At 39.3% G+C, this 16255-nt stretch carries 16 protein-coding genes; all 16 read left to right on the top strand.

All coding sequences use genetic code 11. The annotated features are described in order from the left end of the window. Positions 1-36 precede the first annotated feature (36 nt). The 16 genes from BLQ18_RS12585 to hisH all read left to right on the top strand — a co-directional run bounded on the left by BLQ18_RS12585 (position 37) and on the right by hisH (position 16255). A complete protein-coding gene (locus tag BLQ18_RS12585) occupies positions 37-1257 on the top strand; it encodes an HD domain-containing protein (RefSeq protein ID WP_090297597.1) in 1221 nt (406 codons plus the stop codon). 23 nt (positions 1258-1280) lie between these two features. Then, a complete protein-coding gene (lpxD, locus tag BLQ18_RS12580) occupies positions 1281-2306 on the top strand; it encodes a UDP-3-O-(3-hydroxymyristoyl)glucosamine N-acyltransferase (protein ID WP_090296716.1) in 1026 nt (341 codons plus the stop codon). Then, positions 2299-3705, top strand: coding sequence for a bifunctional UDP-3-O-[3-hydroxymyristoyl] N-acetylglucosamine deacetylase/3-hydroxyacyl-ACP dehydratase (locus BLQ18_RS12575; protein ID WP_090297594.1), 1407 nt, complete (start codon positions 2299-2301; stop codon positions 3703-3705). Before lpxD ends, BLQ18_RS12575 begins: the two co-directional genes overlap by 8 nt. After that, positions 3706-4491, top strand: coding sequence for an acyl-ACP--UDP-N-acetylglucosamine O-acyltransferase (gene lpxA, locus BLQ18_RS12570; RefSeq protein WP_090296710.1), 786 nt, complete (start codon positions 3706-3708; stop codon positions 4489-4491). It begins immediately after the preceding gene. 4 nt (positions 4492-4495) lie between these two features. After that, positions 4496-5062 carry an elongation factor P gene (gene efp / locus BLQ18_RS12565; protein WP_090296708.1) on the top strand — a complete coding sequence of 189 codons (567 nt, stop codon included), beginning with the start codon at positions 4496-4498 and terminating at the stop codon, positions 5060-5062. Positions 5063-5067: 5 nt separating this feature from the next. Further along, the gene (locus BLQ18_RS12560) at positions 5068-6003 is read left to right on the top strand and encodes a UDP-3-O-(3-hydroxymyristoyl)glucosamine N-acyltransferase (RefSeq protein ID WP_090296705.1); all 936 of its coding nucleotides are present in this window, start codon (positions 5068-5070) and stop codon (positions 6001-6003) included. 60 nt (positions 6004-6063) lie between these two features. Next, on the top strand, positions 6064-6936 hold the full coding sequence (gene sucD, locus BLQ18_RS12555) for a succinate--CoA ligase subunit alpha (RefSeq protein ID WP_090296702.1): 873 nt from the start codon (positions 6064-6066) through the stop codon (positions 6934-6936). Positions 6937-7041: 105 nt separating this feature from the next. After that, positions 7042-7791 (top strand): 3-oxoacyl-[acyl-carrier-protein] reductase, encoded by a 750-nt coding sequence (fabG, locus tag BLQ18_RS12550; protein WP_090296699.1) that lies wholly within the window; start codon positions 7042-7044, stop codon positions 7789-7791. A gap of 4 nt (positions 7792-7795) precedes the next feature. Further along, a complete protein-coding gene (locus BLQ18_RS12545) occupies positions 7796-9829 on the top strand; it encodes a vWA domain-containing protein (protein ID WP_090296693.1) in 2034 nt (677 codons plus the stop codon). A gap of 12 nt (positions 9830-9841) precedes the next feature. Next, positions 9842-10657 (top strand): prohibitin family protein, encoded by an 816-nt coding sequence (locus BLQ18_RS12540; protein WP_090296690.1) that lies wholly within the window; start codon positions 9842-9844, stop codon positions 10655-10657. A 205-nt stretch (positions 10658-10862) separates the two neighbouring features. Further along, positions 10863-11720, top strand: a complete 858-nt coding sequence (hisG, locus tag BLQ18_RS12535; RefSeq protein ID WP_090296685.1) for an ATP phosphoribosyltransferase — start codon at positions 10863-10865, stop codon at positions 11718-11720. A gap of 10 nt (positions 11721-11730) precedes the next feature. After that, positions 11731-12168, top strand: a complete 438-nt coding sequence (locus tag BLQ18_RS12530; protein WP_090296682.1) for a GNAT family N-acetyltransferase — start codon at positions 11731-11733, stop codon at positions 12166-12168. Then, on the top strand, positions 12165-13454 hold the full coding sequence (gene hisD / locus BLQ18_RS12525; RefSeq protein WP_090296679.1) for a histidinol dehydrogenase: 1290 nt from the start codon (positions 12165-12167) through the stop codon (positions 13452-13454). The genes BLQ18_RS12530 and hisD overlap by 4 nt, the downstream gene beginning before the upstream one ends. Positions 13455-13487: 33 nt before the next feature. Further along, positions 13488-14537 (top strand): histidinol-phosphate transaminase, encoded by a 1050-nt coding sequence (gene hisC, locus BLQ18_RS12520; protein WP_090297590.1) that lies wholly within the window; start codon positions 13488-13490, stop codon positions 14535-14537. Further along, positions 14537-15673 (top strand): bifunctional histidinol-phosphatase/imidazoleglycerol-phosphate dehydratase HisB, encoded by a 1137-nt coding sequence (gene hisB / locus BLQ18_RS12515; RefSeq protein WP_090296675.1) that lies wholly within the window; start codon positions 14537-14539, stop codon positions 15671-15673. Before hisC ends, hisB begins: the two co-directional genes overlap by 1 nt. Next, positions 15674-16255 (top strand): imidazole glycerol phosphate synthase subunit HisH, encoded by a 582-nt coding sequence (gene hisH, locus BLQ18_RS12510; protein ID WP_090296671.1) that lies wholly within the window; start codon positions 15674-15676, stop codon positions 16253-16255.

The following is a 16255-nucleotide window of genomic DNA, read 5'->3' as shown; positions in this document are numbered from 1 at the left end:
ATAGTCGTTATCTTTGTGGAAATAAAACAAAAACACTTGGTAAAAACCAATAAGCTTAATGTTTTCAACGATCCAATTTACGGTTTTATTGGAACACCCAACGAACTTATATTCAACCTAATTTCGCATCCGTATTTTCAACGTTTGCGTAGGATTTCTCAAATGGGCCTTTCATATTTGGTTTATCCAGGGGCTCACCACACTCGATTTCATCATGCCCTTGGTAGTATGCATTTAATGACCAAGGTAATCCAAGTACTCAAGTTAAAGGATGTTGAAATTTCTCCCGAAGAAGAAAATGGATTGCTTTGTGCCATTTTACTGCATGATATTGGTCATGGGCCATTTTCCCATGCTTTGGAAGGTTTTGTGGCCAAGGATATAAGCCATGAGCAGATTTCATTGGAATTTATGAAAGAGCTCAATCAACAATTTGATGGACAGCTCGAAATAGCAATTGCTATTTTTAAGGGTGATTATCATAAAGCTTTCTTGAATCAGTTGGTGTCCAGTCAGCTGGACATGGACCGTTTGGATTATTTAAAAAGGGATAGTTTTTATTCTGGAGTAACTGAAGGGAATATTAATTCCGAACGCTTAATCTCCATGTTGAATGTAGTTGATGGCAATTTGGTGGTAGAGGAGAAGGCTATTTATGCCGTAGAAAAATTTTTGATGGCCCGTAGATTTATGTATTGGCAAGTGTATTTGCACAAAACAGGATTGGTGGCAGAACAATTATTGGTTCGAATTATGCAGCGCGCTCGACTGTTGTTGAAGCAAGATGTTGAATTAACTGCGAGTCATCCCCTAATGTTTTTTTTAAGGAACAATGAGAGTCCATTAAAGCTGGATACTCTGAAAACCTTTGCCCAATTGGATGATGTAGATGTGCTTTCGGCCATTAAAAACTGGCAGTTTCATGATGATTTGGTGCTTTCCAAACTTTGTCAGATGTTGCTTAATCGCAAATTGTTGCACATAAAAATCAAAAAGCAGCCAATTGATGAAGAAAAAATGACACAAAGGTTGAGCTCATTAATGGAAAAGCACAATCTTTCCGAAGATGATGCGTCCAATTTTGTGTTTCAAGGAGAAATCTCGAACAGAGCATATGGTAAGGAACAAGCCATTAGCATTCTAAAAAAGAATGGCAAAGTCACCGATGTTCTTAAGGAATCGGACCAACTTAGTTTAAAGGCTTTGGCCAAGACTGTAACCAAATATTACAGTTGCTACCCAAAGGAAGCCGTTTAACAAATTTTGTTACTTTTGCACAGATGAAATTTACAGCTACCCAAATTGCCGGAATCCTAGAGGGGGAAGTTGAGGGAAATCCTCAAATTGCTGTCCATAAATTGTCTAAGATAGAAGAAGGTGAATCAGGGTCCTTGACCTTTTTGGCCAATCCAAAATACACCTCATATATATATTCGACAAAAGCCTCTATAACCATAGTAAACAAGGATTTTGTGCCTGAGCAATCCATTTCTACCACATTAATTAAGGTAGAGGATGCGTATAAGTCCTTTTCCAAATTATTGGAATACTACAACCAAGTAAAAAACAACAAAGTTGGCATTGAAAATCCTTCTTACATTTCAGAAAGTGCTGAATATGGAGAAGGTTTTTATTTAGGCGCCTTTGCCTATTTGGGAAGCAATGTGAGCATAGGCGACAATGTTAAGATTCATCCCAATGCTTTTATTGGCGACAATGTAAGAATAGGTGATAATGTTGTTGTTTTTGCAGGAGCTAAAATATATTCAGAAACCATTATTGGGAACAATTGTGTTATTCACGGAGGTGCCATTATCGGTGCCGATGGATTTGGTTTTACCCCCAATGCAAATGGAGAATATAGCAAAGTGCCCCAGACAGGAAACGTTATTATAGAGGACAATGTAGATATAGGAGCTGGCACAACAATCGACCGTGCCACTTTGGGCTCCACTATTCTAAGAAAAGGGGTGAAGTTGGATAATCAGATCCAAATTGCGCACAATGTTGAGATTGGAGAGCATACGGCCATTGCAGCTCAAACAGGCGTGGCAGGATCCACCAAAATAGGCAAGCATTGTTTAATTGGAGGCCAAGTAGGAATTGTTGGGCACATCACAATTGGTGATCGTGTTCGCATTCAAGCCCAATCAGGAATTGGTAGGAACGTTAAGGACGATGAAGTGCTTCAAGGATCTCCAGCATTGAGTTACGCGGACTACAATAAATCATACGTACATTTTAAAAATTTACCGAAACTGGTAAATAAAATCTCCAACATCGAAAAAAAGGTTGAAGGTGAGTAAGATAAGCAACAAACAACGCACTATACAGAATAAAGTAACCCTTCAAGGCGTGGGGTTACATACAGGTGAAAACGTGACCATGAGTTTTTTACCTGCTCAGGAAAACCATGGTTTTGCCTTTAAAAGGATAGACCTTGAGGGGGAACCTATTATCGAAGCAGATGCCAACTATGTGGTTAATACCCAACGAGGTACCAACTTGGAAAAAAATGGTGTCAAAATCCATACTTCAGAGCACGTTTTGGCTGCTTTGGTTGGTTTGGATATCGATAACGTTCTAATTGAATTGGACGCTCCTGAGCCACCAATCATGGATGGGTCATCCAAGTTTTTTGTGAAGGCTTTGGAAGAAGCAGGTATTGTTGAACAAGAACAAGAAAGAGAAGAATACATTGTAAAAGATGTTATTTCCTATAAAGATGAAACCACAGGAAGTGAGATTACCATAATTCCTTCAGATCATTACCAAGTCACCACAATGGTTGATTTTGGTACTAAAGTATTGGGCACCCAAAATGCCACCTTGGAAAAAATGTCCGATTTCAAAGAGGAAATTGCGGATGCAAGAACATTCAGTTTTCTTCATGAAATTGAAATGTTGTTGGAGCATGGCTTAATCAAGGGTGGTGATCTTAATAATGCCATTGTTTATGTGGACAAGGAGATTTCCGAAGCCACCATGAAAAAACTGGAGAAAGCATTTAACAAAGAAAAACTGTCTGTAAAGCCTAATGGGATTTTGGACAACCTTACCCTTCATTATCCCAATGAAGCGGCAAGACATAAATTATTGGATGTAATTGGTGATTTAGCCTTGGCTGGAAGCAGAATTAGGGGCAAGGTGATTGCCAACAAGCCTGGACATTTTGTGAATACGCAATTCGCCAAAAAATTGTCCAAAATCATCAAAATTGAAAAGCGCAATAAAGTTCCTAGCTATGATTTGCACCAAGAACCATTGATGGATGTAAACAAAATCATGGCCAAATTGCCACACCGTCCTCCATTTTTATTGGTGGATAAGATTTTGGAACTTTCTGATTCGCATGTGGTTGGGGTGAAAAATGTAACCATGAACGAGCCCTTTTTTGTAGGGCACTTTCCTGGAGCTCCCGTAATGCCTGGTGTGTTACAGGTAGAAGCTATGGCTCAAACAGGAGGGATTTTGGTGTTGAGTACGGTTCCTGACCCAGAAAACTACTTGACATTTTTTATGAAAATGGACAATGTAAAGTTCAAACAGCAAGTAGTTCCAGGGGATACCTTGATTTTTAAATGTGATTTGATTTCACCTATTCGTAGGGGAATCTGCCACATGCAAGCTTATGCCTATGCCAACGGTAAATTAGTATCAGAAGCAGAATTGATGGCACAAATCGTAAAAGTAAAACAAGACTAAATGAACCAGCCACTAGCATACGTTCACCCAGGAGCAAAAATTGCCAAAAACGTGGTGATAGAGCCCTTTACAACCATACATAATAATGTGACCATTGGCGAGGGCACTTGGATTGGATCCAACGTAACCATCATGGAAGGCGCGCGCATTGGAAAAAACTGTAATATTTTCCCTGGTGCTGTAATTTCCGCCATGCCACAAGACCTTAAATACCAAGGGGAAGAAACAACCGTACACATTGGTGACAACACCACAATTCGTGAGTGTGCCACGATCAACAAAGGAACTTCCGACCGAATGAAAACGGTGATTGGAAACAACTGTCTTATCATGGCTTACTGTCATATTGCCCACGATTGTTTCGTAGGTGATGGATGTATATTCAGTAACAATTCCACTTTAGCAGGCCACGTGACCATAGGTCAGAATGTGGTTTTAGCAGGAATGGTCGCCGTGCATCAATTTGTTTCCATCGGGAATCATGCTTTTGTCACAGGTGGTTCTTTGGTGAGAAAAGATGTGCCACCATTCGTAAAAGCGGCTCGTGAGCCCTTATCATATGTAGGTATCAATTCCATCGGACTCCGAAGAAGAGGCTTTGAAGCTGCGAAGATTCGTGAGATTCAAGATGTATACCGTATACTTTATCAAAAAAACTACAACAATTCACAAGCGGCCTCCATTATCGAAGCTGAAATGGAAGCAACTCCCGAAAGAGACGAAATTCTTCAGTTTATTAGGGATTCGCAACGCGGAATTATGAAAGGATATTTTAGTTCAAATTAATTTTATGGCAAGTACTTCAGATATTAGAAAAGGGTTGTGCATCCGTTACAACCATGATATTTACAAAATCATTGAGTTTTTACACGTGAAGCCAGGTAAAGGACCTGCATTTGTAAGAACCAAATTGAAAAGTGTAACCACTGGCAAGGTAATCGACAATACGTTTTCCGCAGGACACAAGATTGATGATGTTCGTGTGGAAACTCGTTCGTATCAATTTTTGTACCCAGAGGGAGACACGTTTCATTTTATGAACACGGACGATTACAACCAAATTGCCTTGCAAAAAGATAACTTGGACACTCCAGATTTATTGAAAGAGGGAGAAGTAGTGACCATTATCTTTAACGCTGAGGATAACATGCCTTTATCTGTTGAAATGCCAGCAAGTGTTATTTTGGAAGTGACGCACACGGAACCAGGAGTGAAAGGAAATACGGCCACTAACGCCACAAAACCCGCCACTGTTGAAACTGGAGCACGAATCAATGTGCCTTTGTTCATCAATGAAGGGGATAAAATTAAGATAGACACTGAGAAGAGTGCCTATATGGAACGTGCTAAAGAATAGCGCAAATGAAATTTCCTAAAGCCCACACCTTAAAGGCAATAGCAGAGATCATAGGTTCCGATTATGTTGGAGCAGATGATTTTCCTGTATTGGGCATGAATGAAATCCATGTAGTAGAAGAAGGTGATATTGTATTTGTGGACCATCCCAAATATTATGACAAAGCCCTTGAATCCAAAGCCACTATTGTTCTCATCAACAAAGAGGTGGAGTGTCCAGAGGGTAAAGCATTGTTGATTTCGGATGATCCCTTTAGAGATTTCAACAAATTGACATTACACTTTAAGCCTTTTCAAAGTGCCAATGCATCCATTGCTGAAACGGCCGAAATAGGAGAGGGGACCATTGTCCAACCGAATGCTTTTATCGGTAACTATGTGAAAATTGGAAAGAATTGTTTGATTCATCCCAACGTGACCATTTATGACCATTGTATTTTGGGCGATAATGTAACCATTCATGCCAATACGGTTTTGGGTGCCGATGCCTTTTACTATAAAAATCGTCCAGAAGGTTTTGATAAATTACTTTCTGGCGGAAGAGTAGTCATCGAAAACAATGTGGACATTGGTGCATCCTGTACCATTGACCGTGGAGTAACTGGTGACACAACTATAAAAGAAGGTGCTAAACTGGATAATCAAATCCAAGTGGGCCACGACACCGTGATAGGCAAAAAATGTTTGATTGCCTCCCATGTTGGAATTGCAGGCTGTTGCATTATCGAAGATGAAGTTACCCTTTGGGGCCAAGTGGGAATCACAAGTGGAGCCACCATTGGAAAAAAAGCAGTGATTTTGGCCCAATCAGGCATCTCAAAATCATTGGAAGGAGGGAAGACTTATTTCGGATATCCTGCCGAAGAAGCTAGGGAAAAACTGAAACAAATTGCATTGGTGAAAAAGATTCCAGAAATCCTTCAAAAATTAAAAAAGATTTAAAAAATAGGTGGCTAAAAATTGTAGCATACCCTATTTTTGTAGTAATAATAAGTAAAACCTATGAGCGTCTTAGTAAACAAAGATTCAAAAATAATTGTACAAGGATTTACCGGTAGTGAGGGAACTTTCCACGCCGGACAAATGATTGATTACGGAACCAACGTGGTTGGGGGTGTAACTCCAGGAAAAGGAGGTCAAGAACACCTTGGAAAACCAGTTTTTAATACAGTGGCTGATGCCGTTGAACAAGTTGGTGCCGATACCACAATTATTTTTGTGCCGCCTGCATTTGCTGCAGACGCAATTATGGAAGCTGCTGATGCTGGAATCAAAGTGATCATTACCATCACAGAAGGAATTCCAGTAGCGGATATGGTAAAAGCCAACGATTACATTCAAGATAAAGACTGTACTTTGGTTGGTCCTAACTGTCCAGGGGTTATTACTCCAGGGGAAGCAAAAGTGGGTATTATGCCAGGCTTTGTTTTCAAAAAAGGAAAAGTTGGTATCGTTTCAAAATCTGGAACCTTAACTTATGAAGCTGCTGATCAAGTAGTACGTCAAGGATTGGGAATTACAACTGCCATTGGTATTGGTGGTGACCCAATTATCGGTACTACAACCAAAAAAGCGGTTGAACTTTTGATCAACGACCCAGAAACCGAATGTGTGGTAATGATCGGTGAAATTGGTGGTCAATTGGAAGCAGAAGCTGCAAGATGGTACAAAGAAAGCGGAAGCAAAAAACCAATCGTTGGATTCATCGCTGGTGAAACTGCACCTGCTGGACGTACCATGGGACACGCTGGAGCTATTGTTGGTGGTAGCGATGACACGGCCCAAGCCAAGAAAAGAATTATGAAAGAATGTGGTATTCACGTAGTGGATTCCCCAGCTGAAATTGGCGTAAAAGTGAAAGAAGTGGTTGGATAACCAACCGTTAAAACCATACTAAATCCCGTTTTATGCGGGATTTTTTTTCGTCTAAACATAAAACAACAACTATATTTGGTTATTAACCATTCAAACAAACGTAGTATGAAACTTTTGGAAGGTAAAAATGCAATTATAACTGGAGCAAGTAGAGGAATTGGAAAAGGCATTGCAGAAGTATTTGCAAAGCACGGTGCCAATGTTGCTTTCACTTACAGCTCCAGTGAGGCTCCAGCTTTGGAGTTGGAAAAAGAATTAACCGCACTTGGCGTAAAAGCCAAAGCATATAAAAGTAATGCGGCAAGTTTTGAAGATTCTGAAGCATTGGTAGCAAAGGTTTTGGAAGATTTTGACGGCAGAATTGATGTACTTATCAACAATGCGGGAATCACCAAAGACAATTTATTGATGCGTATGGGTGAGGATGATTTTGATAAGGTGATTGAAATCAACCTAAAATCCGTGTTCAACATGACCAAAGCTGTGCAACGCACCATGCTGAAACAACGCAAAGGTTCTATCATCAACATGAGTAGTGTTGTTGGTGTAAAAGGAAATGCTGGACAGACCAACTATGCGGCCTCAAAAGCAGGAATGATTGGATTTACTAAATCCGTTGCTTTGGAATTGGGATCTAGAAACATCCGTTGTAATGCTATCGCCCCAGGTTTCATCGAAACAGAAATGACCGAAAAATTGGACGAAAAAACCGTTCAAGGTTGGAGAGAGGGTATTCCATTAAAAAGAGGAGGAAGTCCAGAAGATGTAGCAAACGCCTGTTTGTTCTTGGCTTCAGATTTGTCAGACTACGTTACAGGGCAAGTCTTGAACGTAGACGGAGGTATGCTAACATAAGCCTATGGATTTGAGCACGGTACTTCTTATTATTTTAGCAGTAGCAGCCGCGCTTACCATAGTTTATTTTCAATATTTCTATAAAAACCCAAGAAAGGGTTCTTTAAAAATACTATTGGCCGCACTCAGGTTTATTACCCTGTTTTGCGGCCTTTTACTTTTGATCAATCCAAAATTTATTGATAAAGACTATTTTATTGAAAAATCCAATCTGATTTTTCTGGTGGATCAATCCTCCTCCATGCAAAATGGAACTACCGAGGATGAATTAACCGCGACCGTTCAAAGTCTAAAACAGAATAGCGAACTGAACGAACGCTTTCAAATGCATCAATATGGATTTGGGAATACCTTGCAGGCCACCGATTCCATCCGTTTAAATCAGAACAACACCAATATTTCGGAAGCTCTTTCAACATTGGACCAAGTTTTTGTGAATGGCACGAATGCAGTGGTTCTTCTTTCAGATGGAAACCAAACCAGGGGTCGGGACTACGAATACCTTAATCTGAATGAAAACCTGTCGATGTTTCCCATTGTGGTCGGAGATACCACGCAATATGAGGATATTTTCATTGGGCTAATCAATGTCAATAAATACGCCTTTCTTCAAAATAAATTTCCGATTGAGGCTACGGTTCAATTTCGTGGAGATAGACCTATAACCAGCACGGTCACTATTTCCATAAATGGAAATAGGATGCATCAAGAGCGGGTTCAGCTCAATTCTTCAAAAACCAGCGAGACAATCAATGCATTGGTTGAAGCGGAAAGTGTGGGCATAAAAACCATTAAGGTCGAAGTAAGCACCTTGGAAAATGAAAAAAATACAGCCAATAATAGCAAGGAAACTGCCATTGAGGTCATTGATGAGAAAACCAATGTGGTAATTGTTTCGGATATGTTGCATCCAGATATCGGAGTGCTAAAAAAATCCATTGAAGCCAATGAGCAACGTACGGTAAGCATAATTGAGCCAAATGCATCAAGAAACCAATTGGAAGAGGCTGATATCATTATTCTGTATCAGCCCAATGGGAGTTATAGGGCAGTATATCAGTTTTTAAAAGATTCGAACGCCAACTATTTTACCATTACTGGCAGCAAAACAGATTTCAATTTTGTAAATCGTTCCCAAGAAAGTTTTACCTACCGAAGCAGTGGTCAATCTGAAGAAATTGTTCCCGTTTTAAATAATGCCTTTAGCATTTTTGGTTTGGGTGAATTTAATGTTGATGGATTTCCACCATTGTTGGGTACTTTGGGAGAAGTTGAGTTCCAAAAGAACAGCGAAACTTTAATGTCTCAACAAATTAAAGGGGTAAACTTGGATAATCCTTTATTTGCTATTGTTACCGATGGAACTCAAAAGGAAGCTGTTTTGTTTGGTGAAAACCTTTGGCGGTGGAGAGCGCAGACGTACAGAAGTGATCAAAGTTTTAACAAGTTCGATGCCTTTATGGGCAACTTGATGGTGTATTTGACGGCCAACAATCAAAGAAATAGATTGGAACTGGATTATCAATTGGTATTTGACAACCCGAGTATGGCAATGGTTCGTGCTTCTTATTTTGATGAAAGCTATCAATTTGATTCCGATGCCAAGTTATCTGTCACCTTAAAGGGTAAGGACAACGAATTTGAACGTGAGGCTCCTCTACTTTTAAAAGGCAATTACTACGAAGTTGATTTAAGCGATTTGGTCGCTGGCGCATATGATTTTACAGTTACTGCCACCAATGCAAATATTTCACGTTCAGGAAGTTTTAGAATATTGGATTTTAATCCTGAGCAACAAGTAACTGCATCCAATTATCAAAAAATGGGTAGGTTGGCCGCCAAAACCAATGGTCGATTGTACTATTTGGACAACCTAGATTCATTTGTTGCTGATTTAAGTGAAAACCCTCAATTTCTACCTGTACAAAAGAGCAGGGATAATGTTGTATCTTTAATAGATTTCCGTATTTTACTCGGACTGATGGTACTTTCCCTAGCTTTGGAGTGGTTCATCAGAAAATATAACGGACTAATATAAAACCATATACAAATGGATAAATTACCCAAAATTGCATTGCCTGCATTGGCAGCTGTTATTTTTCTAATTATTTTAATTTCTAAATCTGCCGTGACCATAGGTTCAGGGGAAGCTGGAGTACTTTACAAAACTTTTGGAGGTGGTGTAGTTACCGACGAACCACCTTTAGGTGAAGGTTTTCATCTAGTGGCCCCTTGGAACAGAGTTTATGTTTACGAGGTGCGTCAGCAGGAAAGACTGGAGAAAATGAACGTGCTTTCCTCCAATGGATTGGATATTAAGTTGGAAGCATCTGTATGGTTTCAGCCTAAATATGTTGAACTTGGAAAATTGCACCAAGAGAAGAGTGAGCAATATATTGAAAGAGTGCTTCTCCCAGCTATTCGTTCCGCAGCACGTAGCGTTGTAGGTCGATATACGCCTGAACAATTGTATTCCAGTAAGAGGGATGCCATTCAACAAGAAATTTTTGAGGAAACACAAATTATTGTGGAAGACCAATACATTCAATTGAATGAAGTTTTGGTAAGGGATGTAACACTTCCACCAACCATTAAGGATGCCATCGAACGTAAGCTAAAGCAAGAACAAGAGTCCTTGGAATATGAGTTTAGATTGGTCACAGCCGAAAAAGAGGCTGAAAAAGTACGAATCGAAGCCCAAGGTAAGGCAGATGCAAACAGAATTCTAAGTGCTTCTTTGACGGATAAAATATTGCAGGACAAAGGAATCGATGCCACTTTAAAACTGGCCGAATCCCCAAATGCCAAAATTGTAGTGGTAGGTTCGGGAGATGACGGATTACCATTAATTTTGGGAAATAACTAATTTCCACTTTTTTGATAAAAAAATATATTCTACTTTTGAAACCATAATGAGAAAGACAAACGTACATCACCATCATTTTTATACTTGCCCTCAAGCGAGATAGGAATGTATTGTTGTATTTAAAATATATTCTAAACCCGTTTGAGAAATCAAACGGGTTTTGTTTTTTAAGTCCATTTGGTTTTTCAAACAAAATTGAACAACGATGACAAAAATTAGGATTGCAGTACAAAAGAGTGGTCGATTAAACGAGGATTCGCTCGCCATTTTAAAAGACTGTGGTATTTCCATCGACAATGGAAAAGACCAACTAAAAGCCACCGCCAGAAACTTTCCTTTGGAAGTGTTTTATCTGCGAAACGGTGACATCCCCCAATATTTAAGGGATGGAGTTGTGGACATTGCCATTATTGGCGAAAATGTATTGGTTGAAAAAGGTAAGGACATTGAAGCGGTGGAAAAACTGAATTTTTCTAAATGTAGAGTGTCTTTGGCAGTACCAAAAAACGCCAAATACAATTCGGTAAAAGATTTTGAGGGGAAAAAAGTAGCCACTTCCTATCCAAATACAGTACGTGAATATTTGGAATCCCAAGGTGTAAATGCCGAATTGCACATTATTAATGGTTCTGTAGAAATTGCCCCAAACATTGGTCTGGCCTATGGGATTTGTGATATTGTTTCCAGCGGGAGCACCTTGTTCAAAAACAACTTGAAAGAAGTTGAAGTCATCTTGAAAAGTGAAGCGGTTCTGGCCGTATCTCCAAAAATCACTGAAGAGCGACGTGAAATATTGAGAAAGATTCAGTTTCGAATTAAATCAGTACTTCAAGCTCGGAACAACAAATATGTATTGATGAACGCTCCGAATGACAAACTGGATGAGATTATTTCCATACTTCCAGGAATGCGTAGCCCCACAGTTTTGCCATTGGCAGAAGAGGGGTGGAGTTCTGTGCACACTGTCATCAATCGGGAAACCTTTTGGGAAGTCATCGACGAATTGAAACAAGCTGGTGCTGAAGGTATTTTGGTTTGTCCAATTGAAAAAATGGTGCTCTAATCATTTGAAGATGGAAAGTCAATTCAACATACAATGGATTCCAACGGAAAATTTAATTTCCATTTTGCCCTTGGCCTTTGTTCTCAATGGCGAAAAAATTCCTTTAGAAGTTTTGGAAGCACGACTCTCGGCAATGATTCCCATGGGTTACAAATGTATTGGGGTTTACGATGGAGAAAGATTGGTCGGAATTTGCGGAGTGTGGGAATTAAATAAGCTCTATGCAGGCAAACATTTAGAGCCAGACAATGTTATTATTGACCCCGAATACCAAGGAAAGAAAATCGGTGAAGCTATGATGTCTTTTCTAAACAACTATGCCGAAGAATTGGATTGTGACGCCCTTGAAGTAAACTGCTACGCTAAAAATATTAGAGGTAAAAAGTTCTGGGAAAACCAAGGTTATGAGCCCTTGGGCATTCACCTGATTAAAAAACTAAAAGCATGAAAAAGTTTTTAAACCCAGAAAGAATTGAATGGGAAAGTATCTTAAAAAGACCTACCCAAACCGTTGCTGATATTGAAGGAATTGTTGAAAATATTTTTGACGAAGTACAATCTGGTGGGGATGCTGTCATTAAAAAATACACGGCCCAATTCGATAAAGTTGAATTGAACTCCATTTTAGTTGATGCTTCAGAAATAGAAATTGCCAATAACAAAGTATCAGATGCTTTAAAGGAAGCTATCAATTTGGCGAAATCCAATATTGAAAAGTTTCATGCAGCTCAAAAAACATCAAAAGTTGAATTGGAGACTATGCCAGGGGTGGAGTGTTGGCAAGAAAAACGCCCGATTCAAAAAGTAGGATTGTACATTCCAGGGGGGACAGCTCCCTTGTTTTCCACCATCTTAATGTTGGCCATTCCCGCGAAGCTTGCAGGATGTAAAGAAATAGTGCTCTGCAGTCCCCCAGATAAAAATGGTGAAATCAATCCTGCAATTTTATATGCTGCCCAATTATGTGGTGTAACCCAAATTTTTAAGGTTGGAGGTATTCAAGCTATTGCAGGGATGACCTTTGGAACGGAGAGCATTCCAAAAGTGTACAAAATATTTGGTCCCGGCAACCAGTATGTGACCGTTGCAAAGCAATTGGCCACCAAATATGGAGTAGCGATTGATATGCCAGCAGGACCTAGTGAATTGTTGGTGGTTGCGGATGATTCTGCTAATCCTGCCTTTGTTGCTTCGGATTTATTAAGTCAGGCAGAGCATGGAGTGGACAGTCAAGTAATTTTGGTCTCTACTTCTGAGAAAATGATTGATGCTGTTGAAAAAGAAATTGAAATTCAGCTTGAACAATTGCCAAGAGTCGAAATTGCCCGAAAATCAATTGGCAACAGTAGATTGATTTTGGTAAAAGACGATAAAGAAGCATTGGAACTTATTAACGAATACGGTCCAGAACACTTTATTGTTTGTGTGGAGAATGAAGAATATTATCTGGAAAACATTCAGCATGCGGGTTCCGTTTTTATTGGAAACTACACGCCAGAAAGTGCAGGAGATTATGCTTCAGGGACCAATCATACCCTACCAACCAACGGTTACGCCAAGCAATATAGTGGTGTGAATCTAGATAGTTTTATGAAGAGTATGACTTTTCAGAAAATTTCAGAAAAGGGAATTCAAGGGATAGGAAGCGCAATCGAATTAATGGCAGAAGCGGAAGGATTACAAGCACACAAAAACGCGGTAACCCTTAGATTAAATAGTTTGAATAAAGATTAAATGTCAGGTCGAGCGCAGTCGAGACCAAATGCTATGCAAAAAACATTCGACTTAAATAATATAGTAAGAGTGTCAGTTCTTAAACTACAACCATACTCCTCAGCACGTGACGAGTATGTTTCTGATGGGTCGGAAATGATATTTTTGGATGCCAATGAAAATCCATTCGATAATGGAGTCAACCGTTATCCAGATCCGTACCAACGAAGCTTAAAATCATTGTTGGCTGAGCAAAAAGGAGTATCCGAAAACCAAATTTTATTGGGGAACGGAAGCGACGAAGTTTTGGATTTGATTTATAGGGCGTTTTGCGAACCGAATCAGGATAACATCATCACTTTGCCTCCAACTTATGGAATGTACAAGGTGTTGTCGGGAATCAATGCAGTGGAGAATAGAGAAGTTTTGCTAACTATTGATTTTGAACCCTATGTAGAGGAAATCTTGAAGGTCGCTGATGCCAATTCTAAGCTGCTATTTATTTGTTCTCCCAATAACCCTACTGGCAATGCTTTCAAAAAAGAGAAAATCGAACAACTGTTGAATTCTTTCAATGGTTTGGTAGTAATAGATGAAGCGTATATTGATTTTTCAAAAGATGAAAGTTGGTTGTCTCAACTTAAAAATTATCAAAACTTAATTGTGACCCAAACCTTGTCCAAAGCCTATGGATTGGCAGGGATTCGATTGGGGATATGCTATGCATCCGAAGAAATTATTGGCGTTTTGAATAAAATCAAGCCACCGTATAATGTCAATCAATTAACACAGAAAAGGGCCTTGGAACGGGTTATGAATCAAGATTTAGTCAATCAAGAGGTGCAACAAATACTAAATGAAAGAGACGAATTGATTAAGGCATTGAATGGTTTGGAATTCATAGAAGAAATTTATCCAACCGATGCCAATTTTGTATTGGCCAAGGTTGACGACGCCAACAAACGCTACCAACAATTATTGGATAAGCAAGTGGTGGTGCGAAACCGAAGTACACAGCCGTTATGTGGAAACACCTTGCGTTTTACAGTCGGAACACCAGATGAGAACAAAAAATTGATAGCCATTTTAAAAGCATTGAACTAATGGGCAAAAAAGTACTATTCATTGATCGCGATGGAACGATTATCAAAGAAACTGTGGATGAGCAGATAGATTCCTTTGAAAAAATGATTTTCTATCCTAAAGCTTTCACTTATTTAGGGAAAATTGCCAAAGAACTGGATTATGAATTAGTGATGATTACCAACCAAGATGGTTTGGGAACGGATATTTTCCCAGAAGAAACTTTTTGGCCCGTACACAATTTCATCATGAAATCCTTTGAAAATGAGGGGGTTTTCTTTGATGCCGTTTACATCGACAAGACCTTTCCAAAAGACAATGCCGATACCCGTAAACCAGGAACTGGCATGCTCATCTCATATTTTTCTGAGGAATATGATTTGGAAAATTCGTTTGTAATCGGTGATCGTTTGACCGATGTGGAGTTGGCCAAGAACTTAGGCGCAAAAGGAATTTTCATCAACGATGAAACTCATTTAGGTGCAGGTGAAATTACCGTGAAAAGAGAAGAGTTGGATGACTTCATTGCCCTAGAAAGCAACGATTGGGAAAAAATCTATGAGTTCTTGAAATTGGAAAATCGTATTGCGGAAATTTCCAGAAAGACCAATGAAACTGATATTCAAATTAAAATTAACCTTGATGGAACTGGAAAGAGTGACATCAACACAGGTTTGGCTTTTTTTGATCATATGCTGGACCAATTGGCTAGACACGGTCAAATGGATTTGGACATTAAAGTTGATGGTGATTTGGAGGTGGATGAACACCATACCATTGAGGACACGGCTATTGCTTTGGGGGAATTATTTTCCAAAGCTTTAGGCAACAAATTAGGCATTGAACGCTATGGGTTTGCTTTACCTATGGATGATTGTTTGGCACAAGTGGCCATCGATTTTGGTGGTCGAAATTGGTTGGTTTGGGACACCGAATTCAAACGTGAAAAAGTAGGAGATATGCCCACAGAAATGTTCATGCACTTTTTTAAATCGTTCACGGATGGTGCCAAGGCCAATTTGAACATCAAAGCTGAAGGCACTAACGAACATCATAAAATTGAGGCCATATTTAAGGCTTTCGCAAAATCCATTAAAATGGCGGTAAAACGGGATGCTGAGAAAATGGTATTGCCATCAACAAAAGGAATGCTATAAATGAAAATTATCATCATCGATTACGGAGCGGGAAACATTCAAAGTATCATGTTTGCCATAAAGCGACTTGGTTTTGAAGCCGTTTTAAGCCATGATACCGAAGAGATTCGAAATGCCGACAAAGTGATTTTTCCTGGAGTAGGTGAAGCGAGTTCTGCAATGGCCAAATTAAAGGCTACAGGATTAGATAAGGTGATTCCAACATTGATGCAGCCTGTTTTGGGCATCTGTTTGGGCATGCAGCTCATGTGTCATTCATCCGAAGAAGGGAATACGGATGGTCTGGGCATTTTTGATTTGGATGTGATTAAATTTTCCAATAATGTAAAGGTTCCTCAAATCGGATGGAACCAGATTACAGGTTTAAAGAGTGAACTTTTCACCCAAATTCCTGATAAATCATACATCTATTTGGTACACAGTTTTTATGCACCCATTGGAAAAGAAACCATTGCAACATCGGAATATGATTTGGAATATAGTGCGGCATTGCAAAAAGATAATTTTTATGGGGTGCAGTTTCATCCAGAAAAGAGCAGTGATGTTGGTAGTGATATTCTACAAAACTTCCTAAATCTATAA

Origin of the sequence: Flagellimonas zhangzhouensis (assembly GCF_900102925.1) — a bacterium.
Lineage (GTDB): Bacteria > Bacteroidota > Bacteroidia > Flavobacteriales > Flavobacteriaceae > Flagellimonas > Flagellimonas zhangzhouensis.
The sequence above is the reverse complement of the archived record's forward strand: the minus strand, read 5'-3'. Positions and strand labels throughout refer to the sequence as shown.